Source organism: Streptomyces sp. NBC_01446, assembly GCF_026340095.1.
In the GTDB taxonomy this organism is placed as follows: Bacteria; Actinomycetota; Actinomycetes; order Streptomycetales; family Streptomycetaceae; genus Streptomyces; species Streptomyces aureus.
Window position 1 is genome coordinate 6,635,033 of the sequence record NZ_JAPEPO010000001.1, and the last position, 23,527, is coordinate 6,658,559.

The following is a 23,527-nucleotide window of genomic DNA, read 5'->3' on the forward strand; positions in this document are numbered from 1 at the left end:
GGCCGTCATGGTTCTACCCGAGAGGTGTATGTGTCCACGCTGCAAGCCGAAGACCTGTACAAGGTGTTCGGCAGACGACCCGATGAAGCGGTGGAGAAACTCCGCCACGGAGCAGACCGTGAGGAACTGCGCGCCGGCGGCACCACCGCTGCCGTGATCGACGCTTCCTTCACCGTCGAGCCGGGCCAGATCTTCGTCGTGATGGGTCTGTCGGGCTCCGGCAAGTCCACGCTTCTGCGCATGCTGAACGGACTGCTCGAGCCCACCGCCGGGCACGTCCGCTTCGATGGCCAGGATCTGACCGCGCTCAGCCCCCGCGACCTGCGGGCCGTGCGCTCCAAGAAGATCAGCATGGTCTTCCAGCACTTCGCGCTCTTCCCCCACCGCAGCGTGCTCGAGAACGCCGCGTACGGCCTCGAGGTCCAGGGCGTCCCGCGCAAGGAGCGCGAGCAGCGCGCCGTCGAGGCGCTGCGCCTGGCCGGTCTCGCCGGCTGGGAGAAGTCCTGGCCCGACGAGCTCTCCGGCGGTATGCAGCAGCGCGTGGGCCTGGCCCGCGCACTCGCCACCGACGCGGACCTGCTCCTCATGGACGAGTCGTTCAGCGCGCTCGACCCGCTGATCCGCCGCGACATGCAGGACCAGCTCCTCGAGCTCCAGAAGACCCTGAAGAAGACCATCGTCTTCATCACCCACGACCTGAACGAGGCCATGCGCCTGGGCGACCGCATCGCCGTCATGCGCGACGGCCGCATCGTCCAGATCGGCAGCGCCGAGGACATCCTCGTCACGCCGGCCAACGACTACGTCGCCTCGTTCATCCAGGACGTGGACCGCTCCCGCGTGCTGACCGCGGGCGCCATCATGGCCGCCCCCGGCAAGGGGTACGACCCCGCCGACGCGCCCGCGACGGTCACCGAGGACACCCCGGTGATCGAGCTGTTCACGCCGTGCTCCAAGGACGGCGTCGCCGTCGCCGTGACCGACGAGAGTGGCAAGCTCACAGGCGTCGTGACGCGGGAACGGCTCCTCGCCGTGCTCGGTGAGCCGATGAAGCCCACCGCGCAGACCTCCATGACGAAGACTGCGAAGGACGCCGTCCCCACGCCGCGTGGCGAGGGCGACGAGCCGGTGAAGAAGGTGAGCACCGGTGCCTAGGATTCCCTTCGGTGACTGGGTCAACGATGTCGTCGAGTGGCTGCTCAGCAACGCCGCGTGGCTCTTCGACTTCTTCAAGAACGTCTTCAACGGTGCCTACGACGGCATCAACTGGGTCCTCCAGGCCCCGCAGCCGCTGATCCTCGCGGGCATCTTCGCGGTGGTCGCCTTCTGGCTGCGCGGCACGGTGGCCGGTGTTTTGACCTTCGTGGGATTCGCCTTCATCGACTCCCTCGAACTGTGGGACCACGCGATGATGACGCTGTCGCTCGTCCTCGTGGCGACGATCATCGCGTTGGTCATCTCGGTGCCGGTCGGCATCTGGGCGGCCCGCTCCAACCGGGTCAGCGCGGTCGTGCGCCCGGTCCTGGACTTCATGCAGACGCTGCCCGCGATGATCTACCTCATCCCGGCCATCCTGTTCTTCGGCTCGGGCGCCCCCGCGGGCATCGTCGCGACCCTGATCTTCGCCCTGGCCCCCGGCGTCCGCATGACGGAGCTGGGCATCCGGCAGGTCGACAAGGAACTGGTCGAGGCCGCCGACGCGTTCGGTGACACCCCGCGCAACACGCTGTTCCGCGTCCAGCTGCCGCTCGCGCTCCCGTCGATCATGGCCGGTGTCAACCAGGTCATCATGCTGGGCCTGTCCATGGCCGCCATCGCGGGCATGGTCGGCTCCGAGGGCCTCGGCGCCGACGTGAACGAGGCGATCGGCCAGCTGAACGTCGGCCTCGGCTCCGAGTCCGGCGTCGCCATCGTGATCCTCGCGATCTACCTGGACCGCATGACCAGCGCGCTCGGCACCCAGGCGTCCCCGATGGGCCGCCGCGCGCTCGCCAAGGTGCGCGCCGCGCACGGTCTCACGGTCTGGAACTACCGCCCGCGGCCCGAGGTCGCGGTCGTCGGTGTGGTCATCCTCGCGCTGGTCGCGGGCGGCATGGGCATCTTCGGCGGTTCGAAGAGCGAGAACCCCGTGGCGGACGCGTCCGACGTCGGCCAGGGCAAGAAGATCTCCATCGGCTACATCCCGTGGGACGAGGGCGTCGCCTCCACCTTCCTGTGGAAGGAGATCCTGGAGCAGCGCGGCTTCGACGTGCAGGCCAAGCAGCTCGACGCGGGTCCGCTCTACACGTCGCTGGCCTCCGGCCAGATCGACTTCGAGACCGACTCCTGGCTGCCGACCACGCACGCGCAGTACTGGAAGAAGTACGGCAAGCAGCTCGACGACCTCGGCGCCTGGTACGGCCAGACGTCCCTGGAGCTTTCGGTGCCGGCCTACATGAAGGGCATCGACTCGCTCGAGGACCTCAAGGGCAAGAGCGCCACCTTCGACGGCAAGATCACCGGCATCGAGTCCAGCGCCGGAATGATGGGGCTCCTCAAGGACAAGGTCCTCAAGGAGTACGGCCTCGACAAGGAGTACAGGGTCGTCGACAGCTCCACGCCGGCGATGCTGGCGCAGCTGAAGCGCGCGTACGCCAAGAAGCAGCCGATCGTCACGACGCTCTGGTCGCCGCACTGGGCGTACAGCGACTACAAGCTGAAGAAGCTCAAGGACCCGAAGGGTGCCTGGGGCAAGGGTGACGGCGTGCACACGCTGTCCCGCAAGGGCTTCGCCGCGGACAACCCCGAGGTCGGCAAGTGGCTCAAGAACTTCAAGATGACCGAGAAGCAGCTCACGAGTCTTGAAGCCGAGATCAACAAGGCCGGCAAGGGCAAGCAGCAGGACGCCGTCAAGACCTGGCTGAAGTCCAACCCCGGCGTCGTCGACAAGCTGGCCCCGGTCAAGAAGTCGTCGACCGCCGGCGGCAAGGGCGAGGCCGCCCGTCCGGTGAACGTCGCCTGGTTCCCCTGGGACGAGGACGTCGCGGTCACCTACCTGTGGAAGCGGGTCCTCGGCGACCGCGGCTACAAGCTCAACCTGAAGCAGATGGACGTCGGCCCCGTCTACACGGGTCTCGGCTCCGGCGACCTGGACGTCAACTTCGACGCCTGGCTGCCCTATGCCCAGAAGAACTACTGGGACAAGCACAAGGACAACCTGACGGACCTGGGCTCCTGGTACAGCCCGACGTCGCTCGAGGTCGCCGTGCCGTCCTACGTGAAGGGCGTCAAGTCCCTCCAGGACCTCAAGGGCAAGGGCTCCACCTTCGACGGCAAGATCATCGGTATCGAGCCGGGCACCGGCGAGATGAACCTGCTGAAGAAGAACGTCCTGCCGGGCTACGGCCTGGACAAGGAGTACAAGGTCGTCGACGGCTCCACGCCCGCGATGCTCGCCGAGCTGAAGCGCGCGTACGCCAAGAAGCAGCCGGTCGCCGTCGTGCTCTGGTCGCCGCACTGGGCGTACAACGAGTACAAGCTCAACAAGCTGACCGACTCCAAGAAGCTCTTCGGTGAGGGCAACACGATCCGCACCATCGCCAACAAGAGCTTCCCCTCGAAGTACCCGCAGCTCACGAAGTGGTTCAAGAACTTCAAGATGAGCGAGAGCGAGCTGGGCAGCCTCGAGGCGGAGATCAAGAAGCGCGGTCAGGGCCATGAGGAAGAGGCCGTGGACGCGTGGCTGAAGACGCACAAGGGTGTCGCGGACCGGATGGCTCCGCAGTAGTTCCCGAGTACGTTCCGAAACAGTTCCAAGCGCGTGGGCGGCCGGTGTTCAGCACCGGCCGCCCACGCGCGTTCCGCCGCTCACATGAAACCGTCCGGCGAACCTGCGTAGGGTGCAAGGAGCCGAGCAGATGACGACGCGCGGGAGGCAGCCGGAGCGATGGACGAACACAAGGAGACTCTTCGGGTGGGCGCGGCCGTGCGGCGCAGGCGCCGGGCCCAGGAGCTCACCCTTGCCACCGTGGCCGAGCGCAGCGGCCTGTCCGTCCCGTTCCTGAGCCAGGTCGAGAACGAACGAGCCCGGCCGAGCCGGCGCTCCCTGGAGAAGGTGGCCGACGCGCTCGGCACCACGGCGGTCGAGCTCCTTGCCGCCGCCGACCCCGCACACACCGTGGACCTGGTGCGCGCGGACGACACCACGGTCGCCGAGGACGCGTCCCCCGAATCGGTCGTGCGTTCCCTCGTCCGCGGCCATCACCAGCTCCACGCCGAGGAGTTCATCGGCGACCACGACCCGCGTCGCGAGTTCCAGCTCCGCAACGACGTGCTGATGTACGTCACCGAAGGCGCCGTCGAGGTCGAGGCCGAGGGCAGGGCCTATCGGCTGGGCCGCGGTGACAGCCTGTACCTCACCGGTGGCGTACGGCACCGCTGGCGGGCCACCGCCGCGGACGCGCGCGTGCTCGTCGTCGCGGTCGCCGAACACATCGAGGCGCGGGACGAACCCGGGCGGTGACCGTGCCCCGCGGCCCGCGCGTCGTCTCCCTCGTCCCCTCGCTGACCGAGGCGGTCGCCGTCACGCTGCCCGGAGCCCTCGTCGGTGCCACGGACTGGTGCGCACACCCGGCGGACCTCGGCAGCGGTCTCGTACGGATCGGCGGTACGAAGAACCCCGACGTCGAGCGGATCATCGCCCTCGCCCCCGATCTGGTGATCGCCAACGAGGAGGAGAATCGCGCGCCCGACCTCGCGGCCCTGCGCGCCGCGGGACTCGACGTCCTCGTCACCGAGATCCGCGATCTGCCGGGCGCGCTGCGTGAGCTGGAGCGGGTCCTCAGGGCCTGCGGCTCTCCCCGCCGGCCCCGCTGGCTGGACGAGGCCGCGGCGGCCTGGGACGGACTTGAGCCCCCCACCCGGCGGCTGCGGGCGGCGGTGCCGGTGTGGCGGCGCCCCTGGATGGTGCTCGGCAGGGACACCTTCGCCGGTGACGTGCTCGCCCGGCTCGGCGTGGACAACGTGTACGCGGACCACGGCGAGCGCTACCCGCGCCTGGCGGCCGACGAACTGCGCTCGGCGGACATCGACCTGGTGGTGCTGCCCGACGAGCCGTACCGCTTCACGCGCGACGACGGGCCCGAGCAGTTCCCGGTGCCCGCCGCGCTCGTCAGCGGGCGTCATCTCACGTGGTACGGGCCGTCGTTGACGCAGGCGCCGGCTGTGCTGCGCGCGGCGCTGCGAGCAGCTCTCCGCTGATCAGGCCGCGGACCGTGGGCACGGCGGCGAAGGCCCAGGCGGCGACGAGCACGGCGTACAGGACGACCGCGAGCACGTCGTACGCCGCGAGCCCCGTGTGCTTGGCTAGGCCCTCCGCGCCGGTGACACAGGTGCCGATGGGGAAGGTGAACGCCCACCACGTCATCGAGAACCGCATCCCGCGACGGCGGGCCCGCACCACGAGCGCCGCCGCGAGCGCCAGCCACAGCAGCGCGAACCCCATCACGGGGACTCCGAACAGGACGGCGAAGACGCCGAACCCCTGGGCGTACGGGGCCGGCAGGACGCCCGGCGCGGTGTCCGCGAACTTGTTGACGGCGGTCGTCGACTGGCCGAGGGGCCCGAGCACGAGGAACAGCGCGGGCGTGAGTATCAGCGGCAGCGGTCCCGCCGTCACCAGGCGCGCGAAGATCACCGGAAGCATCACCGCGGTGGCGATCAGGCTGAGCCCGAACATGGCGACACAGGCGAGGAGCAGCGTCTGCTGCCACTGGCCCGACGGGAGATGCGGCACCAGGAGCGGGCCGACGGCCGCGGACACCATGGGCGCCACGACCGGGAGCAGCCACACGGGGGACGCCTGACCCGGCTCGATCCGGTGCTTGGCCACCATCAGGTACGGGACGGCCACCGCCGCGACCAGCCCGATCACCGTGCCCGCCGTGAACAGCACCGTGTCCAGGGCCACGGCCGCCTGCGTCCCGATCCAGTCCTGGCCGACGAGCATCGTGCCGCCGCCGACAGCGAGCAATGCCATCGCGAGGCAGCCGTAGAAGGGGGCCACAGCCGGGTCGAGCAGATGTTCCTTCGCGCGGTCGCTGTGGTGTGTCCAGTGCAGGGCGCGGGCCGTGAGGAGGACGAGGAGGGCCACGAGGGACAGTGCCCACATCACGGTGCACAGGGCCCGCAGGCCCGGAACGTGTACGGGGAGCGCGGCGCCCGCGTTCGCGATGATCGCGGTACCCATCACCGACGCGTACCAGTTGGGACCGAGGTGGCGGACGGCGGGACATCGAAGGGACGGGATGCGGGCCGCTGTCAGCGGCTGGGCGGCGGTGACCATGAGTCCACGGTCGCGCCGGGCCGATCCCCCCACCAGGGACCATGCCTCTATGAGGGCATAAGCTGGATTTATGAGTGGCGATACGGCGGGTGCGGTGGACGGTTCCACGACGGGGGCGGGGCTCGCCCACCGGGTCCCGGACCTCGGCGCGCTGGAACTCCTGCTCGCCGTGGCGCGGCTCGGCAGTCTGGGCCGCGCAGCCCGCGAGACGGGCATCACGCAGCCCGCCGCCAGCAGCCGCATCCGCTCCATGGAACGCCAGCTCGGGGTGGCCCTGGTCGACCGGTCGCCGCGCGGCTCACGGCTCACCGACGCGGGCGCGCTCGTCACGGACTGGGCGCGGCGGATCGTCGAGGCGGCGGCGGCCTTCGACGCCGGGGCACAGGCGCTGCGCGACCGCCGTGACTCGCGCCTGCGGGTCGCCGCGAGCATGACGATCGCCGAGTACCTGCTGCCGAACTGGCTGCTCGCGCTGCGCGCGGAGCGCCCCGACACGGCGGTGTCGCTCCACGCGGGCAACTCGGCGGCGGTCGCGGAGCGCCTCCTGTCCGGCGACGCGGACCTCGGCTTCGTCGAGGGCCTCGCGGTGCCCGCGGGCCTGGACGCCACGGTCATCGCCCACGACCGGCTCATCGTGGTCACCGCCCCGGGACACCCGTGGGCCCGGCGCAGGAAGCCGCTGTCGGCCGACGAGCTGGCGGCGACCCCGCTCATCCTGCGCGAGCGCGGCTCGGGCACCCGGCAGGTCCTCGACGCCGCGCTCGGCGGCCTGGCGCGCCCCCTCATCGAGCTGTCGTCGACGACCGCGGTGAAGGCGGCGGCGGTGAGCGGCGCGGGCCCCTCCGTCCTGAGCGAGCTCGCCGTCGGCGAAGAACTCGCCGCCCGCAGGCTCGTCGAGATCCCGCTCGAAGGCGTACGGCTGCGCAGGGACCTGCGCGCGGTCTGGCCGACCGGGCACCGGCCGGTGGGGCCGGCCAGGGAGCTGCTCGCTCTCACGCGCGGGCCGGCCTGAGCGTCGCCCGTGACGTCAGGAGCCGCCCCGCGCTGCCGCTCGGATCAGGCCGCCCATGACGCGTGCGTCCTCGCCCATCTCGGGGTGCCACTGCACGCCGAGTACCCAGGTGAGGCCCTGGAGTTCGACCGCCTCGACCGTGCCGTCCGCCGCGTGGGCCGACGCGACCAGACCCCGGCCGAGCCGGTCGACCGCCTGATGGTGGTACGTCGGCACGTCCGACTCATCGGGCACCAGCTCGCCGTACCGCGTCCCGGGCACGGGCGTCACCGCGTGCGTCCCGAAGACGCCGATGTCCTTGACGTGCCCCTCGATGTGCTGGGTGAGCGTGCCGCCGAGGGCCACGTTCAGGAGCTGCATGCCGCGGCAGATGCCGAGCAGCGGCTTGCCGGACGCCAACGCGGCGCGGATCAGGGCGAGTTCCCACGCGTCCCGCTCGACCGCGGCCGGCCCGGTGCGGTCCTCGCGCTCGGCGCCGTACCGGCCCGGTTCCACGTCGGGACCGCCCGCGACGACGAGCCCGTCGAGCCGGGCGACCACCGAGGGCGCGTACGTGGGGTCGTCCGGCGGCACCATCGCGGCGAGGCCGCCCGCGGACTGCACGAGCCGCGGGTACCCGGCGGGCAGCAGTGCGGCGGGCAACTCCCACACGCCCCAGCTCGCCTTCGCCTCCAAGTAGGTGCTGACCCCGATCAGCGGCCTGCCCATCATGTGCCCGTGCTCCCTCGCCTTGGTCAGTCCCGTTCCAGTTCGGCCTCTGCCGCCGCGAGCGCCGCGAACTCCTCCTCGGGGGCCCGCGCCACCAGATGCCTGCGGCTGTAGGCCCCGAAGTACCCGATCGCCACCGCGTACACCCCGAGCGCGATCAGCGCCGCCGTCACGTCCACCAGGAAGGTGGCGACCAGCGCCGCGCACGCGAGGACCAGCGCCACGGAGGACGTGAGCACGCCGCCCGGAGTGCGGTACGGCCGCTCGAGGCCCGGTTCCCGGCGCCGCAGCACGATGTGCGACAGGGACATCAGAGCGTACGAGATCGTCGCGCCGAACACCGCGACGTTCAGCATGCGGGCACCGTCCCCCGTCGCGGCCGCCAGCGCGAAGCCGATCGCGCCCGGCACGAGCAGGCCGAGGTAGGGCGCCTTGCGCCGGCTGGTGAGCGACAGGAAGCGGGGAAGGTAGCCCGCGCGGGAGAGAGCGAAGAGCTGGCGCGAGCCCGCGTAGATGAGGGAGAAGAACGACGCGACCAGGCCGGCGAGCCCCGCGTAGTTCACGATGCGGCTCAGCGCGGTCGCTCTGCCGCCGGGCTGGAGCGCCTCGACGAGCGGGTTGCCCGCCCCCTGGATCGCGGCCGAGCCGCGTGCCCCCGACGAGGCGAGGAACGTCAGGACGGCGAGCACCACGAGGATCGCCATGGACCAGCGGATGGCGCGCGGCAGCGTGCGTGCCGGGTCCTTGGTCTCCTCGGCCGCGAGCGGCACACCCTCCACGCCCAGGAAGAACCACATGCCGAACGGGAACGCCGCCCAGATCCCCAACAGGCCCATGGGGAACCAGGAGTTGGCGCCGAACGCGCTCGTGTCCACGGGGATGTCGTTGAGCTTCGACGCGTCGAAGTCGGTGAACGCGGCGACCGCGAAGACGAGCAGCGCCGCGACCGCGATGCCGGTGACGACGAAGCTGAAGCGAAGCGCCTCCCCCACGCCCCACAGGTGGATGCCGATGAAGACGAGGAAGCAGGCCAGGTAGACAGGCCAGCCGGAGGTCAGGCCGAACAGGCCGAGCGATTCGACGTAGTCGCCGATGAAGAGGGAGATGGCGGCAGGCGCGAGGACGTACTCGATGAGGATCGCCGTGCCGGTGAGGAAGCCGCCCCAGGGGCCGAGGGCCCGGCGGGCGAAGCCGTAGCCGCCGCCCGCGGTGGGCAGCACCGAGGACAGTTCGGCCAGCGAGAACACCATGCACGCGTACATGACGCCCATCAGGGCCATCGCGATCCCGAGGCCGCCGAAGCCGCCCTGCGCCAGGCCGAAGTTCCAGCCCGAGTAGTCGCCGGAGACGACGTACGCGACGCCGAGCCCGGTCAGGAGCAGCCAGCCCGCGCTGCCGCGGCGCAGCGTTCTGCGTTCCAGATAGTCGTCCCCCGTATCACCGGTGGGGCGGGTGTTCTGGGTGTCCAAGGTCATGGCGCGGGCTCCCCGTCGTGCGGTGGATGCTCAATGGAGTGAATCCATACCTTTGCGGAGAGCGCGCGAAGAAATCAAGACCCCTGCGTTACGCGCCGGTTCATCACGGGCTCAGGTCAGGAAGCCCCGCAGGAGAGCGGCCGTGCCGGCGCAGTGCTCGCGCATCATCTCCCGCGCCCCGTCGGCGTCCCCGTCGAGCACCGCCTCCACCAGGGCCGTGTGCTGACGCTGTGAATGCTCCAGGTTCCGTACCAACAGAGGGATGCAGTCGAGGAGGTCGTTCACCGTCGCGCGCACCGCCGCGTACTGCGCCGTGAGCGAGGGCGACCCGCACAGTTCGGCGAGTGTGAGGTGGAGCAGGGTGTCGAGGCGCCGGTAGTCGGCGAGGGGTGCGTCGTGGGTGCGGGCGAGCGCGTCGCGCAGCCGCTGCGCCTGCTCGTCGGTCAGGCCGTGCGCGGCGCACAGGCCCGCCGCCCCCACCTCCAGGACCTCCCGGAAGCGCAGCGCGTCCTCGACGTCCACGTCCTTGAGGCGGCGGCGCAGCTCGTCCTCGCCCGGCGCGTCCGTGCGCGACACCACGAACGTGCCGCCGTAGCGCCCGCGCCGCGACTCGACCAGGCCCTGGTCCTGGAGCACCTTCAGGACCTCCCGCAGCGTCACCCTGCTGATGCCGAGCCGGTCCGCCAACTCCCTCTCGGAGGGCAGGCGTTCACCCCCTCGCACCAGGCCGAGCCGGACGACCTGGAGGATCTGCTCCAGGGCCTCCTCGAATCCGTTGCCCGCCCGCACGGGCCGCAGCACCGGCGTGAGCCGGTCGTCGCCATCCGTGTGCGACATATGGCCGTACCCCCTTCCCAAGCAATGGTTCTCCGCAATACCTTATGGCTTCCGGCTGACCGAAGAAGCCCGAAGGAGGCCTTCCCGTGGCAGACCGCACACCCCCGCTCGGCGTCGAGGAGCTCACGTCCCTCGTCGAGAGTGGAGAGATCGACACTGTCGTCCTGGCCTTCCCCGATATGCAAGGGCGGCTCCAGGGCAAGCGGTTCGCCGCCCGCTTCTTCCTCGACGAGGTCCTCGCCCACGGCACGGAGGGCTGCAACTACCTCCTCGCCGTCGACACCGAGATGAACACGGTCGACGGATACGAGATGTCCTCCTGGGACCGCGGCTACGGCGACTTCGCCATGCACGCCGACCTCTCCACCCTGCGCCGCGTCCCCTGGAACGACGGCACCGCGATGCTCATCGCGGACCTGGCGTGGAACGACGCCTCGCCCGTCGTGGCCGCGCCCCGGCAGATCCTGCGCCGCCAGCTCGACCGGCTCGCCGAACTCGGCTACTCCGCCCACGTCGGCACGGAGCTGGAGTTCATCGTCTTCAAGGACACCTACGAGCAGGCCTGGGACGCGGGCTACAAGAACCTGACCCCCGCCAACCAGTACAACATCGACTACTCGGTCCTCGGCACCGGACGCATCGAGCCGCTCCTGCGCCGCATCCGCAACGACATGGCCGCGGCCGGTCTCGTCGTCGAGTCCGCCAAGGGCGAGTGCAACCCCGGCCAGCACGAGATCGTGTTCCGCTACGACGAGGCCCTCGTCACCTGCGACCAGCACGCCATCTACAAGACCGGCGCCAAGGAGATCGCGGCCCAGGAGGGTGTCTCGCTCACCTTCATGGCCAAGTTCAACGAGCGCGAGGGCAACTCCTGTCACATCCACCTCTCGCTCCAGTCCGTCGACGAGCCCGGCACCAACGTCATGGCGGGCACCGCGGACGACCCCGGCGGGATGTCGCCGGTGATGCGGCACTTCCTCGCGGGCCAGCTCGCCGCGCTGCGCGACTTCTCGCTGCTCTACGCGCCCAACATCAACTCGTACAAGCGGTTCCAGCCGGGCTCCTTCGCGCCGACCGCGGCCGCGTGGGGCTACGACAACCGCACCTGCGCACTCCGCGTCGTCGGCCACGGCCGCTCGATGCGCTTCGAGAACCGCCTGCCCGGCGGCGACGTGAACCCGCACCTCGCGGTCGCCGGACTCGTGGCCGCCGGCCTGTACGGCATCGAGCAGAAGCTCGAACTGCCCGAGGAGTGCACCGGAAACGCCTACACCGGCGAGTACGAGCACGTTCCCACGACGCTGCGCGAGGCAGCCGAGCTGTGGGAGAACAGCCCCATCGCCAAGGCCGCGTTCGGCGACGAGGTCGTCGCGCACTACCGCAACATGGCGCGGGTCGAACTCGACGCGTTCGACGCCGCCGTCACCGACTGGGAACTCCGCAGGTCGTTCGAAAGGCTCTAGCGTGCACGACATCCTCAACCCGGCGACCGAAGAAGTCATCGCCACGATCCACGCGACCTCCCGCGACCAGGTCGACGCCGCGGTCCTGCGGGCCCACCGGGCGCAGCGCGGCTGGGCTGCCGCGGCCCCCGCCGACCGGGCCCGCCTTCTGCGCCGCTTCGCCGCCGTCGTCGACGAGCACGTCGAGGAACTCGCCCGCATCGAGGTGCGCGAGGCCGGACACACCATCGGCAACGCCCGCTGGGAGGCGGGCAACGTCCGCGACCTGCTCGACTACGCGGCCGGGGGAGTGGAGCGCCTCACCGGCCGCCAGATCCCCGTCGCCGGCGGCCTCGACATCACGATCCTCGAACCCCTCGGCGTCGTCGGTGTCATCGCGCCCTGGAACTTCCCCATGCCGATCGCCGCGTGGGGCACGGCCCCCGCGCTCGCCGCCGGGAACGCGGTGATCCTCAAGCCCGCCGAGACGACCCCGCTCACCGCGCTCCGCCTCGCCGAACTCGCCCTGGAGGCGGGCCTTCCCGAGCACCTCTTCCAGGTCCTTCCCGGCGCGGGAGACGTGGCGGGAGCCGCCCTCGTGGAGCACCCAGGCGTCGCCAAGATCGTGTTCACCGGCTCCACCCGCGTCGGCAAACAGATCATGGCCAAGTGCGCCGCCCAGGTGAAGCGCGTGACCCTCGAACTCGGCGGCAAGAGCCCGAACATCGTGTTCGCCGACGCCGACATCGAGGCGGCCGCCGCCGCGACCCCCATGTCGTTCCTCGACAACGCCGGCCAGGACTGCTGCGCCCGCACCCGCATCCTCGTACAGCGGTCCGTCCACGACCGGTTCCTGGCTCTGCTCGCGCCCGCGATCGAGTCCGTCGTCGTCGGCGACCCCGCCGACGAGAAGACCCAGATGGGCCCGCTCATCTCCAAGTCCCAGCTGGAACGGGTCCGTTCGTACGTCGACGGGGGAGCGCCCGCCGTGCGGGGCAGCGCCCCCGAGGGCGCCGGATTCTGGTTCCCGCCGACCGTCCTCACCGACACCGCCCCCGACGCGCCCGCCGCCGCCGAGGAGGTCTTCGGGCCCGTCGCCGTCGTCCTGCCCTTCGACGACGAGGCCGACGCGATCCGGCTCGCCAACGCCACCGAGTACGGGCTCTCCGGATCCCTGTGGACCCGGGACGTGGGCCGCGCCCTGCGCGTCGCCGGGGCGGTCCGCGCCGGGAACCTCTCGGTCAACTCCCACTCCAGCGTCCGCTACTCGACCCCGTTCGGCGGCTACAAGCAGTCCGGCGTCGGCCGCGAACTGGGCCCCGACGCCCTCACCGCCTTCACCGAGACCAAGAACGTCTTCATCAGCACGGAAAGCACGGAGGCCTGAAGCACCATGACCGACATCATCTGCCGCCGCCTCACCGGCCGCACCGCCGTCATCACCGGAGCCGGCAGCGGCATCGGCCTCGCCACCGCCCGCCGCCTCGCCTCCGAGGGCGCGAACGTGGTCTGCGCCGACATCGACGAGAGCGCCGGCAAGAAGGCCGCCGAGGAGGTCGGCGGCACCTTCGTCCAGGTCGACGTCACCGACGGCGAACAGGTCGAGGCCCTCTTCAAGACCGCGTACGACACCTACGGCTCGGTCGACATCGCCTTCAACAACGCCGGGATCTCGCCCCCCGACGACGACTCCATCCTGGACACGGGCCTGGAGGCCTGGAAGCGCGTCCAGGAGGTCAACCTCACCTCCGTCTTCCTGTGCTGCAAGGCCGCCATCCCCTACATGCGGCAGCAGGGCAGGGGATCCATCATCAACACCGCCTCGTTCGTGGCCCGGATGGGCGCGGCGACCTCCCAGATCTCGTACACGGCGTCCAAGGGCGGCGTCCTCGCCATGTCGCGCGAGCTCGGCGTGCAGTTCGCCCGCGAGGGCATCAGGGTCAACGCCCTGTGCCCGGGCCCGGTCAACACCCCGCTCCTCCAGGAGCTGTTCGCCAAGGACCCCGAGCGAGCCGCGCGCCGCCTCGTGCACATCCCGGTCGGCCGCTTCGCGGACGCCGACGAGATCGCCGCCGCGGTGGCCTTCCTCGCGAGCGACGACTCCTCGTTCGTGAACGCCACCGACTTCCTCGTCGACGGCGGCATCTCGGGGGCGTACGTCACGCCTCTGTAGGGGACGCGTCATGTAGGTGTACGGTCCCCAGGCATGCGTAACAGAGATGTTGCCGCGTGGACTTCAGCCGTGGTCACCGTCCTGGTGGCCACGGCTCTCGTCTCTCCTGCGGCCGCAGCCACGTCCGCTCCCACCACCGACCGGGCCTGCCCGCAGCTCTCGAAGAAGCTGTCGTGGTACGGCCAGAACCGGGCCCGGCTCCAGCGCGTGATCGACGAGCGCGGGACCTGCTCCGGCCACCACGGGCCCCGGCCCGTCGCCGCGTTCGACTGGGACAACACCGTCTCCAAGAACGACGTCACCGACGCGACGATCGCCTGGTCGCTCAAGCACGACAAGATCCTGCGGCCCGCGAACTGGAAGAAGACCAGCAAGTGGCTGACCGGCGAGGCCGACAAGGCCCTGACCGCCGCCTGCGGCACCGCCGTACCCGTCGGTGCGCCCCTGCCGACCTCCACCGACACCGACTGCACGGACGAGATCTTCAACATCCGTGAGTCCGGCAGGACCATGAGCGGCGCCGCCGCCTTCGCCGGTGAGTGGAACCACCGCCGCACCGTGCCCCAGTACGCCTGGGTGCCGCAGCTGTTCGCCGGACACACCGTCCCCGAACTGGAGTCGTACGCCGCGCAGGCCCGCCGCGAGGCGCTGGCCGCACCTGTCGGCTCGACCCAGACGCTCGGCACGCACACCATTCCCGGGTACGTCCGCTACTACGAGCAGCAGCGCGATCTCATCCGCACGCTCCAGAAGGCCGGGTTCGACGTCTACATCGTGTCGGCCGGGTCCGAGCCGGTGACCGAGGTGTGGTCGAGCGGCAGGGGCGGCGTCGGCATCGACCGCGCCCACACCGTCGCCATCCGCTCCGTCCTCGACGGCAAGGGCCGCATCACCACGTACAACGAAGGCTGCGGCGGGGCCGGGCGCACCCAGGGCGAGGCCATCCCCTACATCGACGGCAAGCGCTGCTGGATCAACCAGGACATCTTCCACATCAAGGGCAAGTCTGCCTGGGAGAAGCAGCGTTGGAGCAAGCGCATCGCCCTCGGCGGCGGCGACGCCGACACCGACGTCACCTTCGTCGGCGACGCCACCGGCGCGCACCTCGTGCTCAACCGCAACAAGAACGAGGTGATGTGCCGCGCCTACGACAACACCGACGGACGCTGGGTCGTGAATCCCATGTTCATCGAACCGCTCCCGCGCAAGACCGGCAGCTACCCCTGCTCCACGGCCGCGTACAACAGGCCCGGGGGCGGCTTCGGCCCGGTCCTGCGCCCGGACGGCTCCGTCGTGCCCGACCAGGCGGACTCGGTGTACTGACCTTCCCCGCGCAATTTAGAGTGCCGGGATGAGCATGACGCCCCCGCCCGGCTGGTACCCGGACCCCACGGCCCCGCCCACCGAGCGCTGGTGGGACGGGGCCGCGTGGACCGAGCACCGGCGGCAGCCGCAGAACACCCCGGCCGCGCCACAGGCTTTCGGGCCGCCCGTCGAGCCCCCGCTCCCGGCCACGGGCCCGCAGCGCCCGCCCGCCGCACCGGGCCGCCGCGCCAGGACCATCGCCCTGGCCGCCGCCGGCATCGTGCTCGTCGCCTCCATCGCCACCGGCGCCGTACTGCTCGGCCGCGGCGGCGACGACCCCCACACCCGCACGGCACCCACCACGAGCGCCTCGACGCCCAAGGACCCGACCGCCACCGCGAGCAGCGCCGAGCCCACCCCCACCGAGGACGCGTCCACCGCCGTCGACCAGCTCGACGGCATCACGCTCCCCGTCCTCGACGGCTGGCAGAAGGCCGAGAACGTCGTCGACGACGACATGCTGATCACCACACCGCGCACCTACGACTGCCCCGGCGACTCGGGTCTGTGCCGGCACGGCACCGTGGTCTCCCGCACCGTCACCGGGACCGACGAGACCTCACCCGAAGTCATTGCCAAACGGGACATCAAGGACGCCGCGAACGCCTCGTACGACAAGAACGGCATCAACCAGCAGCCCTTCGGTGGCATCGAGTCGCACCAGCAGATCGCCGCCCGCCAGACCGCGGTCGCCGGGCGCGCCGGCTACCTCGTCCGCTGGAAGGTGAAGACCGCGAAGGGGCCCGGCGGTTACGTCCAGTCCGTCGTCTTCCCCTCCAGCGTCGGCTCCGAGTCCCTGGTGACCGTCCGCATCACCGTCGACGCAGGCGAGGACGCGCCGCCGCTCTCCGACATGGACCGCATCGTCAAGGGCATCAAGGTGGCCGGCGACAGCGGGTCGGACGGCGGCGTGGGCAGCAGCATCGGCCCCACCGTCACGCCTTAGCGTCTTCAGGGACTCAGAGGAACGTGTAGCCCTCGCCGCGGTACGTCGGCACGGTCGCCGTCACCGTGTCGCCCTCCACCAGGCGCAGCACGTCGAACCGCTCGCACAACTCGCCGGCCTTCGCGTGCCGGAACCACACCTTGTCGCCGATCAGCAGATCGTCGGCGGGCGCCCCGAGCAGCGGTGTCTGCACCTCGCCCGGACCCTCCTGCGGGTCGTAGCGCAGGCCCTCCGGGAGATACGGGACCGGCAGCCGGTCGGCTCCCGGTGCGCCCGACGCCGGATAACCGCCGCCGAGCACGGTCACGACCCCGACGCCCGGCCTGCGCACCACGGGCTGCGCGAACAGGGCGGCGGGCCGGCCCGTGAACGACGTGTAGTTGTCGAACAGGCGCGGCACATAGAGACCGGACCCCGCCGCGATCTCGGTCACCGCGCGCTCGGCCGCGGTGTGCTGCACGCTGCCCGTGCCGCCGCCGTTCACGAACTCCAGGTCCGGCGCCACCGTCCGTACCGCGCGCACCACTTCGGCCCGCCTGACCGCGAGCTCCTTGCGGGCCGCCGCCTGCATCAGCCGGATCGCCCGCGACCGCACCGGCCGCCCCGCGACCGCGTCCCCGACACCCGCGACATGCCCCTCGTACGCCATCAGACCCACGAGCCGGAACCCCGGCCGCCGGGCCACGGAGCGTGCCATGTCGGCGACTTGGGCGGGGGAGCGGAGCGGGGAGCGGCGGGCGCCGACCCGCACCCGGCCGCCGAGCACCTGCCACGAGGTGTCCAGTTCCAGACAGACCCTGATCTCCTCGCGCCCGCCGTCCCGCGCGTCGTCCATCAGCCGCAGTTGGGCCGGGTCGTCGACCATCACCGTGACCGCCGCCGCCAGCTTCGGGTCGTGCGCGAGCTCCGCGAAAGCGGCCCGGTCCGCCGACGGATACGCGAGCAGCACGTCCTCGAAACCGGACCGCGCCAGCCACAGGGACTCCGCGAGCGTGAACGACATGATCCCGGCGAAACCGTCCCTGGCCAGTACCCGTTCGAGAAGGGTCCGGCAGCGCACCGACTTGCTCGCGACGCGGATCGGCTTTCCGCCCGCCCGCCTCACCAGGTCGTCCGCGTTGGCGTCGAACGCGTCCAGATCGACGATCGCGACCGGGGCGTCGAGATGAGCGGTGGCCCGGTCGTAGCGGGCCCTGTCGGCTGCGCGGGGTGTCATGACCGAAGCCTGCCAGACACGATTACCGCGGGGTAGGGGGAGGATCCGGGCAGATCGTCCTGACCTGCGATACGGGTTCCCTGCGAAGCCGCGTCAGCCCGTAGAGTGACGCGCACGCAGGACGAGAACGGGACGGAAACGGGGAGGCATGAGCACGCAAGCGCGCCGCGCGCCGATCCCGCCGCGCCCCTCCCAGCCGCCCACGCCGCGCGACGAGTTGGCCGATGCCTCCGTCGGCCAGGACGCGTCGATACCCCCGCGCCCCGCGCCCACCCCGGCGCCGGACCACACGCCTCCGCCGCCCCCGGCCTCGGCCCGCTTCCCGGACACCCCGCCCGTGCCGGGCGCGCCCGCGGCCCCCGCGTCCGACAGGCCGGCGCCCGCCACGCGCCCCGGGGCCGGCCCCCTGCCGCCCGAGCGCCCGACGGAGACCACGACCCGGCTGCGCCCGATCAGGGACACCGCCGTGCAGAGCGCCGACGGCCCGCTCCCGCCCCGCCCCGCCACACCCCCCGCGGCAGCCGCCCCCCGCCACCCCGCCCCGCCGCCGCGCGCTCCCGGCGAACCGCACGCCACCGTCCCCCGCCCCGCCGCGCCCCCGCGCATCCCGGGCGAGCCCCCCGTCGGTAGGCGCCCGGTCGGAGCCGTCGACCTCACCCCGGGACCCGGCACCGGCCGCCCCTTCGTGTTCTTCGCCCGCCCCGCCTCGTACGACGACAGCACCACCCGCCTGCGCCCCATCGGCTCCCGGATACGGCCCCGCGTCGCGACCGCCGCGGCGTGCGCCGTACTCGGGCTCGGCCTCATCGGCGGCGCGGCGACCGGGAGTTGGCTGACCGGCGACAGCGGCGGCAGCATCGGCTCGCCGAGCTCGTACGCCGCCGCCGGAACCCTCTGGCACAGCGTCCCCGTCGACCGGCTCTTCCCGCCCGTCATCAAGGGCGACGGAGCGGGACCCGGCGGCGCCGACCGGACCTGGACACGCATCGCCGTCGCCCCCGACAGCACCTGCGACAACGCCTTCGACCCGCTGCTGCAAAAGGCGCTCGCGCCCGCCGGCTGCCTGCGCCTCCTGCGCGCCACCTACACCGACGCCACCCGCAGCCATGTGACCACCGTCGGCCTGCTGTTCACCAAGGCGGACACCGAGGCCATGAAGGCACTGCGCACCCGGTTCACCGAGGACGGCCTCGACCGCAGGAACGACCTCATGCCCCACCCGTACGCGGCCAAGGGCACCCTCGCCGCCGGGTTCGGCGACGCCCAGCGCGCCTCCTGGACCATCTCCGTCCTCACCGACGCCCCGGTCGTCGCCTACGCCGTCTCCGGCTTCGCCGACGCCCGTACCGTCACCGACCCGCAGCCCGCCGCCGAGGCCATGAAGTCCGGCAGCGTCACGACCCCCGCGCAGGCCGGTCTCGGCCACGAGGCACAGGGCATCGCCGACCGCGTCGAACGAAGCCTGCGCGCCGCCGTCGCCAAGGCCACCGAGGAGCCGTCGTGACCCGCACGGCCGCCGCCTGGCGGAACGCCGCCACCGCGCTCACGGCCGCCGCGGCCCTCGCGCTGCTCCCGTCGACCACCGCCCACGCCGACTCCGTCCGCGCCCAGCAGTGGGGCCTGGACGCCATGCACACCGAGGAGGCCTGGCGCACGACCAAGGGCAAGGGCATCACGGTCGCCGTCCTCGACACCGGTGTGGACGAAACCCACCCCGACCTCAAGGGCAACGTCCTGCCCGCCAAGGACTTCGTCGGCTTCGGAGCCAAGCGGGGCGACCGCTCCTGGGCGCGGCACGGCACCGCCATGGCCGGGATCATCGCCGGTCACGGCCACGGCCCGGGCGGCGACGACGGCGTACTCGGCATCGCCCCCGAGGCGAAGATCCTGCCCGTCCGCGTGATCCTCGAGGACGGCGACCCGGCCCGCAAGGAAGCCCGCTCCAGCCGGGGCAGCGCACTCGCCGACGGCATCCGCTGGGCCGCCGACCACGGCGCCGACGTCATCAATCTCTCCCTCGGCGACGACTCCGTCACCGCCCACCCGGAAGCCACCGAGGACGCCGCCGTCCAGTACGCACTGAAGAAGGGCTCCGTCGTCGTCGCCTCCGCGGGCAACGGCGGCAAGAAGGGCGACCACATCTCCTACCCGGCCGCGTACCCCGGAGTGATCACGGCCACCGCCGTCGACCGCTACCTCCACCGCGCCCCCTTCTCCACCCGCCGCTGGTACGCCTCCGTCAGCGCCCCCGGCAACGCCATCGCGATCGCCGACCCCGACCGCACGTACTACTCGGGCTGGGGCACCAGCGCCGCCTCCGCCTTCGTCTCCGGAGCCGTCGCGCTGGTCCGCGCCGCCCACCCGGGGCTCACGCCCGCGCAGATCAAGCAGCTCCTCGAGGGCACCGCCCGCGACGCCCCCTCGGGCGGCCGCGACGACTCCCTCGGCTTCGGCTTCGTCGACCCGGCGGCCGCGATCCGCAAGGGCGACTCCCTCAAGCCCGAGGGCCTGCGCTCGACCACGTACTCGCAGAAGTTCTTCGGCACGGGACCCGACACCCCAGACGCCGACGCCTCGACCGGCTGGGTGGGCCCCCTCGCGGGAGGCCTCGGCGTCGTGCTCCTCGCGGCCGCCGTCTATCTGTGGCGCGGGCGTCGCACGGTCCGCTGACCTGCCGGGCCTCAGCCGCTGAGGACGGCGACGGCCGCCTTCGCGACCCCCTCCACCAGCGCCACCCCCGCCTCCTTGGTCGTACTGCCGTCGGAGAGCACCGAGACCAGATACCGCTTCCCGCCCACGGACACCCGCCCGACGCTGTTGATGTCCCACAGCCCGGTAGCGCTGCGCGGCAGCCACCCGTTCTTCAGCGCACACACGGACGCGGAGTCGGCCGCCGCGGACACACCCCACCGCTGGTCCGACGCGATCCGCCCCATCAGCCCGGCGACGTACGCGCGCGACGCCTCGCTCAGCCCCGAGTCCGCGCCCTCTGTGCCCCCCTCTGCGCCCTCCGCGCCCGCCGCGCCCTCTGTGCTCTTCGTGTCTTCCGTGCCGAACACGGCCCGCAGCAACATCAGTTGATCCTCCGCCGTCGTCTGCGTCAGACCCCACTCGCCGCCCGCGCCCGCCCTCGTCCCGGTCAGCCCCAGCGTCAGGTTCGCCGCGTCGAGCCCGTCCGCGCCGCCGATCGCCTCCCACAGGGCCGTCGCCGACGCGTTGTCACTGTTCTCGATCATCGCCGTCGCGTACGCGCGCTCCTGCGGGGTCAGGGCCCGCCCCGCGTCCTGCGCCCGCAGCAGCAGCGCCGCGAGGATGTCGACCTTGACGATGCTCGCGGTGTCGAACGCGGACGTGCCGTCGTACACGGCGCGGTCCGTCGCCCCGTCCAGCGCGGCCACCGCCACGGAGACCCGCGCGTCACCTTCCGGAAGCAGGGGCTTCAGTGTCTTGGCGAGCGCGTCGTCACGGTCCACGGAGGCCTCCTCGGCGGGTGCGGGTGCGGATGCGGAGGCCACCCCGGAAGAGGGCGCCGACGCGGTGGCGGCGACCGGAACCGCCTGCCCCGCCCCGCCCGGCGAGCAGCCTATGAGGGTCCCCACGAGCGTTCCCGTGAGAAGGGCGGCCCACGCCGCGAGTCCGTTCCGGTGCATGCCCGGATGCTCGGCGCCCGTCCTGTGCGCACCGTGAGACCAGGCTCTGGGTCCGCTGAGAAGATCGCGCCGCCGGGTCGGTAGGGTCGGTGAACGTGGCGAACAAGAACATTCCCGACCCCGGCTTCTCCGACGACGACGGCTCCGCGGACCCGCGTCTGAGCGCGGCCCTCGCGGCGTGGGCCGAGGACCGCACCGCGCACGGCCCGGTCCTCGCGGCACTCAAGGAAGCCCGGCTCCTCGTCCCCGTCGTCGCCGTACTCGGCGAGGTGGAGGAGGACGAGAACGGGCTGCGCCGCGAGAAGACCAGCGACATGGCCGTGCCCACCCTCAAGGCCGGCGACCGCAAGGCCCTGCCCGCGTTCACCTCCACCGCGGCCCTCGCGCTGTGGGACCCCGAGGCGCGCCCCGTCGCCGTCCCCCTGCACCAGGCGCTCCAGGCCGCCGCGCACGAGCAGGCCGACACCGTCGTCATCGACCTCGCGGGCCCGGTCGCGTACGAGCTCAGCGGCGCCGCCCTGCGCGCCGCGAACGAGGGCCGCACCACCGCCGACCCCCGCGCCGACCCGGCCGTCACGGAGGCGATCCGTGCCGCAGTAGCCGCCGAGCCGGGCGTCCTGCGCGCCCACCTGGGCCCGGGCAGCGCCGACGGGATCCTCGCGCTCGTCCTCGACCCGTCGGCCGCCCCCGCCGAGACCGCCCGCGCCGTCGCCGGGCGCATCGCCGCCGACGAAACACTGAGGGCCCGCCTGGTGCGGGGTCTCGACCTGGCACTTCTGCCGGCCGGGACCACGCCACCCGGCGAGCCCCTCTACGTACGCGCGTGAACTACCGGGACGATCAGCCGTAGACCGGGCCCGTGTACTTCTCGCCGGGGCCCTGGCCCGGCTCGTCCGGCACGAAGGACGCCTCGCGGAACGCCAGCTGCAGGGACTTCAGACCGTCGCGCAGCGGGGCCGCGTGGAACGAGCTGATCTCGGTCGTGCTCGCGTCGAGCAGGCCGGCGAGGGCGTGCACGAGCTTGCGGGCCTCGTCGAGGTCCTTGTGGGCGTCGCCCTCCTCGGTGAGGCCGAGCTTCACCGCGGCGGCGCTCATCAGGTTGACCGCGACCGTCACGATCACCTCGACGGCGGGGACCTCGGCGATGTCCCGGGTCAGGGCGTCGTAATCAGTGTTTTCGGCGTTTTCGGCGGCGGGGGTGGCGTCATTCATGTGCCCCACGATATGCCGCCCGCGCACTCGGTTGGGCCCACCCCCCGAGAGCTGCTAACCTTGTGTAACGACCGGCCGGACACGCATGCCACTGGCTTGAGTGACCGGCCCACAAGTGGAGGCTCCGATCTCCCACCTTGCTGCTCCTCAGGGGCGGCGGGTCACCGGTCAGATGGCCCCCATCGTTCCGTACGGACGATGGAGCCGTCCGATGTGCGCCCCGCGGTCATACGCGTCGGTGCTCCGGTAGTCCTTGGAGCCCCGCCTGTGTACCGTCCGGGGCATTTTTTGTGTTTCGGTGCGGTTGGTACTACGAAACAGACGTTACGCGGCGGTCCGCCAGACCGTCGTGTGGTGCTACCGAGGAGGATCCATCAGCGCCGAGCCCCGCATCAACGACCGGATTCGCGTTCCCGAAGTGCGACTTGTCGGTCCCAGCGGCGAGCAGGTCGGGATTGTTCCGCTTGCCAAGGCCCTTGAGCTCGCTCAGGAGTACGACCTCGACCTCGTCGAGGTGGCGGCGACAGCCCGTCCCCCTGTCTGCAAGCTCATGGACTACGGGAAGTTCAAGTACGAGTCGGCCATGAAGGCCCGTGAGGCGCGCAAGAACCAGGCGCACACGGTCATCAAGGAGATGAAGCTCCGGCCGAAGATCGACCCGCACGACTATGACACCAAGAAGGGTCATGTCGTCCGGTTCCTCAAGCAGGGCGACAAGGTCAAGATCACGATCATGTTCCGTGGTCGCGAGCAGTCCAGGCCGGAACTCGGCTACCGACTGCTGCAGCGTCTCGCTTCGGACGTCGAGGACCTCGGGTTCATCGAGTCGAACCCGAAGCAGGACGGCCGCAACATGATCATGGTTCTGGGTCCTCACAAGAAGAAGACCGAGGCCATGGCCGAGGCTCGTGAGGCCCAGGAGGCCCGCAAGGCCGAGCAGAAGGCGCTGCCGACGCACGGCCGCACGCAGCGGGCGAGCGACGACGCCGCGGAGTCGGAGTCGGAGTCAGAGGCCCCGGCCGAGGCGAGCGACGAAGCCCCTGCCGACGAGGCCACGGCCGAGGCTTCCGCCGAGGCCTGATCCGGCCACGTACAGCCCGTACGGACCGGATGCCAACCGATACATCTGGACGTTCCGCATGCCGGTCCGCACCCCGGACCGGCAGGGA

At 71.6% G+C, this 23,527-nt stretch carries 21 protein-coding genes; 14 read left to right on the top strand and 7 right to left on the bottom strand.

Annotation, left to right across the window (positions count from 1 at the left end; genetic code table 11):
- Positions 1 to 30 precede the first annotated feature (30 nt).
- From OG456_RS29795 to OG456_RS29810, 4 genes are all read left to right on the top strand, one after another.
- On the top strand, positions 31 to 1,155 hold the full coding sequence (locus OG456_RS29795; RefSeq protein WP_266566326.1) for a glycine betaine/L-proline ABC transporter ATP-binding protein: 1,125 nt from the start codon (positions 31 to 33) through the stop codon (positions 1,153 to 1,155).
- Positions 1,148 to 3,766, top strand: coding sequence for an ABC transporter permease/substrate binding protein (locus OG456_RS29800; RefSeq protein ID WP_266566328.1), 2,619 nt, complete (start codon positions 1,148 to 1,150; stop codon positions 3,764 to 3,766). The genes OG456_RS29795 and OG456_RS29800 overlap by 8 nt, the downstream gene beginning before the upstream one ends.
- Positions 3,767 to 3,925: 159 nt before the next feature.
- Positions 3,926 to 4,501, top strand: coding sequence for a helix-turn-helix domain-containing protein (locus OG456_RS29805; RefSeq protein ID WP_266566330.1), 576 nt, complete (start codon positions 3,926 to 3,928; stop codon positions 4,499 to 4,501).
- 2 nt (positions 4,502 to 4,503) lie between these two features.
- Positions 4,504 to 5,238: a helical backbone metal receptor gene (locus tag OG456_RS29810; protein WP_266569481.1), complete on the top strand. Its 735-nt coding sequence runs from the start codon at positions 4,504 to 4,506 to the stop codon at positions 5,236 to 5,238.
- Here OG456_RS29810 and OG456_RS29815 read toward each other — a convergent pair.
- Positions 5,165 to 6,322, bottom strand: coding sequence for a TDT family transporter (locus OG456_RS29815; protein WP_266566332.1), 1,158 nt, complete (start codon positions 6,320 to 6,322; stop codon positions 5,165 to 5,167). The two genes, OG456_RS29810 and OG456_RS29815, sit on opposite strands and share 74 nt — an antisense overlap.
- Positions 6,323 to 6,392: 70 nt before the next feature.
- Here OG456_RS29815 and OG456_RS29820 point away from each other — a divergent pair, with 70 nt between their 5' ends.
- Complete coding sequence (locus OG456_RS29820) at positions 6,393 to 7,334, top strand: LysR family transcriptional regulator (RefSeq protein WP_266566334.1); 942 nt, start codon at positions 6,393 to 6,395, stop codon at positions 7,332 to 7,334.
- Between the two features lie 15 nt (positions 7,335 to 7,349).
- Here the strand turns inward: OG456_RS29820 and OG456_RS29825 are convergent, their stop codons facing one another.
- The 3 genes from OG456_RS29825 to OG456_RS29835 all read right to left on the bottom strand — a co-directional run bounded on the left by OG456_RS29825 (position 7,350) and on the right by OG456_RS29835 (position 10,354).
- On the bottom strand, positions 7,350 to 8,042 hold the full coding sequence (locus OG456_RS29825; protein WP_266569482.1) for a gamma-glutamyl-gamma-aminobutyrate hydrolase family protein: 693 nt from the start codon (positions 8,040 to 8,042) through the stop codon (positions 7,350 to 7,352).
- A gap of 26 nt (positions 8,043 to 8,068) precedes the next feature.
- A complete protein-coding gene (gene eat / locus OG456_RS29830; RefSeq protein WP_266566336.1) occupies positions 8,069 to 9,517 on the bottom strand; it encodes an ethanolamine permease in 1,449 nt (482 codons plus the stop codon).
- Positions 9,518 to 9,628: 111 nt separating this feature from the next.
- The gene (locus tag OG456_RS29835) at positions 9,629 to 10,354 is read right to left on the bottom strand and encodes a FadR/GntR family transcriptional regulator (protein ID WP_266566338.1); all 726 of its coding nucleotides are present in this window, start codon (positions 10,352 to 10,354) and stop codon (positions 9,629 to 9,631) included.
- A gap of 86 nt (positions 10,355 to 10,440) precedes the next feature.
- Between OG456_RS29835 and OG456_RS29840 the strand changes: the two genes are divergently transcribed.
- Genes OG456_RS29840 through OG456_RS29860 form a run of 5 tightly spaced genes read left to right on the top strand, consistent with a single transcriptional unit; the run spans position 10,441 to position 16,280 of the window.
- Entirely contained in the window at positions 10,441 to 11,817 is a 1,377-nt protein-coding gene (locus OG456_RS29840; RefSeq protein ID WP_266566340.1) for a glutamine synthetase family protein, read from the top strand.
- 1 nt (position 11,818) lies between these two features.
- Positions 11,819 to 13,183 carry an aldehyde dehydrogenase gene (locus tag OG456_RS29845; protein WP_266566342.1) on the top strand — a complete coding sequence of 455 codons (1,365 nt, stop codon included), beginning with the start codon at positions 11,819 to 11,821 and terminating at the stop codon, positions 13,181 to 13,183.
- A gap of 6 nt (positions 13,184 to 13,189) precedes the next feature.
- On the top strand, positions 13,190 to 13,969 hold the full coding sequence (locus OG456_RS29850; protein WP_266566344.1) for a 3-oxoacyl-ACP reductase: 780 nt from the start codon (positions 13,190 to 13,192) through the stop codon (positions 13,967 to 13,969).
- A 33-nt stretch (positions 13,970 to 14,002) separates the two neighbouring features.
- The gene (locus tag OG456_RS29855; RefSeq protein ID WP_266566346.1) at positions 14,003 to 15,292 is read left to right on the top strand and encodes a haloacid dehalogenase-like hydrolase; all 1,290 of its coding nucleotides are present in this window, start codon (positions 14,003 to 14,005) and stop codon (positions 15,290 to 15,292) included.
- 28 nt (positions 15,293 to 15,320) lie between these two features.
- Complete coding sequence (locus OG456_RS29860; protein WP_323136365.1) at positions 15,321 to 16,280, top strand: DUF2510 domain-containing protein; 960 nt, start codon at positions 15,321 to 15,323, stop codon at positions 16,278 to 16,280.
- A 13-nt stretch (positions 16,281 to 16,293) separates the two neighbouring features.
- On the opposite strand, the gene OG456_RS29865 is transcribed toward OG456_RS29860, so the two are convergent.
- The gene (locus OG456_RS29865; protein ID WP_266566348.1) at positions 16,294 to 17,496 is read right to left on the bottom strand and encodes an amino acid deaminase/aldolase; all 1,203 of its coding nucleotides are present in this window, start codon (positions 17,494 to 17,496) and stop codon (positions 16,294 to 16,296) included.
- Between the two features lie 148 nt (positions 17,497 to 17,644).
- Here OG456_RS29865 and OG456_RS29870 point away from each other — a divergent pair, with 148 nt between their 5' ends.
- The gene (locus tag OG456_RS29870; protein WP_266566350.1) at positions 17,645 to 19,000 is read left to right on the top strand and encodes a hypothetical protein; all 1,356 of its coding nucleotides are present in this window, start codon (positions 17,645 to 17,647) and stop codon (positions 18,998 to 19,000) included.
- Positions 18,997 to 20,166, top strand: coding sequence for a type VII secretion-associated serine protease mycosin (gene mycP, locus OG456_RS29875; protein ID WP_266566352.1), 1,170 nt, complete (start codon positions 18,997 to 18,999; stop codon positions 20,164 to 20,166). The genes OG456_RS29870 and mycP overlap by 4 nt, the downstream gene beginning before the upstream one ends.
- Before the next feature lie 11 nt (positions 20,167 to 20,177).
- Here mycP and OG456_RS29880 read toward each other — a convergent pair whose 3' ends face one another.
- Positions 20,178 to 21,146 carry a serine hydrolase gene (locus tag OG456_RS29880; protein WP_266566354.1) on the bottom strand — a complete coding sequence of 323 codons (969 nt, stop codon included), beginning with the start codon at positions 21,144 to 21,146 and terminating at the stop codon, positions 20,178 to 20,180.
- Positions 21,147 to 21,241: 95 nt separating this feature from the next.
- Between OG456_RS29880 and OG456_RS29885 the strand changes: the two genes are divergently transcribed.
- Entirely contained in the window at positions 21,242 to 21,973 is a 732-nt protein-coding gene (locus OG456_RS29885) for an SseB family protein (RefSeq protein WP_266566356.1), read from the top strand.
- Between the two features lie 13 nt (positions 21,974 to 21,986).
- On the opposite strand, the gene OG456_RS29890 is transcribed toward OG456_RS29885, so the two are convergent.
- Positions 21,987 to 22,358: a DUF1844 domain-containing protein gene (locus OG456_RS29890; protein WP_266566358.1), complete on the bottom strand. Its 372-nt coding sequence runs from the start codon at positions 22,356 to 22,358 to the stop codon at positions 21,987 to 21,989.
- Positions 22,359 to 22,707: 349 nt separating this feature from the next.
- On the opposite strand from OG456_RS29890, the gene infC reads away from it, so the two are divergent.
- Positions 22,708 to 23,439, top strand: coding sequence for a translation initiation factor IF-3 (infC, locus tag OG456_RS29895; RefSeq protein WP_266569484.1), 732 nt, complete (start codon positions 22,708 to 22,710; stop codon positions 23,437 to 23,439).
- Positions 23,440 to 23,527: the final 88 nt, after the last annotated feature.

Excerpts from the sequence above, each read along its gene's own strand:
- OG456_RS29870 (WP_266566350.1), top strand. The coding sequence starts at position 17,645 with ATGAGCACGCAAGCGCGCCGCGCGCCGATCCCGCCGCGCCCCTCCCAG.
- OG456_RS29890 (WP_266566358.1), bottom strand. The coding sequence starts at position 22,358 with ATGAATGACGCCACCCCCGCCGCCGAAAACGCCGAAAACACTGATTAC.
- OG456_RS29805 (WP_266566330.1), top strand. The coding sequence starts at position 3,926 with ATGGACGAACACAAGGAGACTCTTCGGGTGGGCGCGGCCGTGCGGCGC.
- OG456_RS29835 (WP_266566338.1), bottom strand. The coding sequence starts at position 10,354 with ATGTCGCACACGGATGGCGACGACCGGCTCACGCCGGTGCTGCGGCCC.
- OG456_RS29820 (WP_266566334.1), top strand. The coding sequence starts at position 6,393 with ATGAGTGGCGATACGGCGGGTGCGGTGGACGGTTCCACGACGGGGGCG.
- eat (WP_266566336.1), bottom strand. The coding sequence starts at position 9,517 with ATGACCTTGGACACCCAGAACACCCGCCCCACCGGTGATACGGGGGAC.
- OG456_RS29825 (WP_266569482.1), bottom strand. The coding sequence starts at position 8,042 with ATGGGCAGGCCGCTGATCGGGGTCAGCACCTACTTGGAGGCGAAGGCG.
- OG456_RS29865 (WP_266566348.1), bottom strand. The coding sequence starts at position 17,496 with ATGACACCCCGCGCAGCCGACAGGGCCCGCTACGACCGGGCCACCGCT.
- OG456_RS29860 (WP_323136365.1), top strand. The coding sequence starts at position 15,321 with ATGAGCATGACGCCCCCGCCCGGCTGGTACCCGGACCCCACGGCCCCG.
- OG456_RS29850 (WP_266566344.1), top strand. The coding sequence starts at position 13,190 with ATGACCGACATCATCTGCCGCCGCCTCACCGGCCGCACCGCCGTCATC.
- OG456_RS29815 (WP_266566332.1), bottom strand. The coding sequence starts at position 6,322 with ATGGTCACCGCCGCCCAGCCGCTGACAGCGGCCCGCATCCCGTCCCTT.
- OG456_RS29855 (WP_266566346.1), top strand. The coding sequence starts at position 14,003 with ATGCGTAACAGAGATGTTGCCGCGTGGACTTCAGCCGTGGTCACCGTC.
- OG456_RS29880 (WP_266566354.1), bottom strand. The coding sequence starts at position 21,146 with ATGCACCGGAACGGACTCGCGGCGTGGGCCGCCCTTCTCACGGGAACG.